Source organism: Aphanothece microscopica RSMan92 (genome assembly GCF_046613545.2).
Classification (GTDB): Bacteria; Cyanobacteriota; Cyanobacteriia; order PCC-6307; family Cyanobiaceae; genus NIES-981.
Map to the genome: position 1 here is coordinate 1 of NZ_JBKKKY020000267.1, position 777 is coordinate 777.

2 protein-coding genes are annotated in these 777 nt (G+C 70.0%); both read right to left on the reverse strand.

What is annotated here, in order from left to right:
* Positions 1 to 261 (reverse strand): hypothetical protein (locus ACLD7X_RS17415; RefSeq protein WP_411424952.1); only part of this gene is annotated, 261 nt, incomplete at its 3' end.
* 15 nt (positions 262 to 276) lie between these two features.
* Positions 277 to 777 (reverse strand): class I SAM-dependent methyltransferase (locus ACLD7X_RS17420; RefSeq protein ID WP_411424953.1); only part of this gene is annotated, 501 nt, incomplete at its 5' end.

The following is a 777-nucleotide window of genomic DNA, read 5'->3' on the forward strand; positions in this document are numbered from 1 at the left end:
GATATTGGCTTCAACCGGATCGGTCACGGCGAGCGCGCCGGCCAGCGGCGCGGCCCGCTCGGCATGGCGCCCACGCCCGCAGGCCAGTTCCAGCGCGCTCGTCAGGTCGAGCTGCCCGAAGGCCGCGCGATACGGGCTCTGCGGGCCCCAGAACACGCCCATGTGGCCGTCCGCCTCGGCCTGATCATAATAAGGCGTGTCGATGTGATCCTGGATCAGCGCGTTGCGAAACCGCGCCACGCCTTCGGGGCTGGTGGCCATCGGGTTTGTCCTTCCTCAGCCGCGCTCCAACAGCGCCAGGCCGTCGATCAGCTCGCCATGACCCGGCGGCCAGTTCATCCGGTCGAGCGACAGAACCGCCAGCCCGGCGCGGCTGGCGGCGTGGCGCAGCAGCCCCTCGCTGAACCAGTTGCGCCAGCACGGATGATCCCTGTAGCTCTGCTCGGGGTAGCGGTCTTCCAGCGAGAGGTGCAGCAGCGCCCGCCCGCCGGGGCGCAGGACGCGCGCGATCTCGAACAGATAGCCGACCACGTCCATCGCCTCGAAATGCACCATGGCGTCGTAGGAATAGACCGCAGTGAACGCCTGATCGCCGAACGCCGAAAGATCGCGCCCGTTGCCTGCCACGCAGCGCACTGACGCGGGCAGGCGCGCGCGGCAAGCCTCGATATTGGCTTCAACCGGATCGGTCACGGCGAGCGCGCCGGCCAGCGGCGCGGCCCGCTCGGCATGGCGCCCACGCCCGCAGGCCAGTTCCAGCGCGCTCGTCAGGTCGAG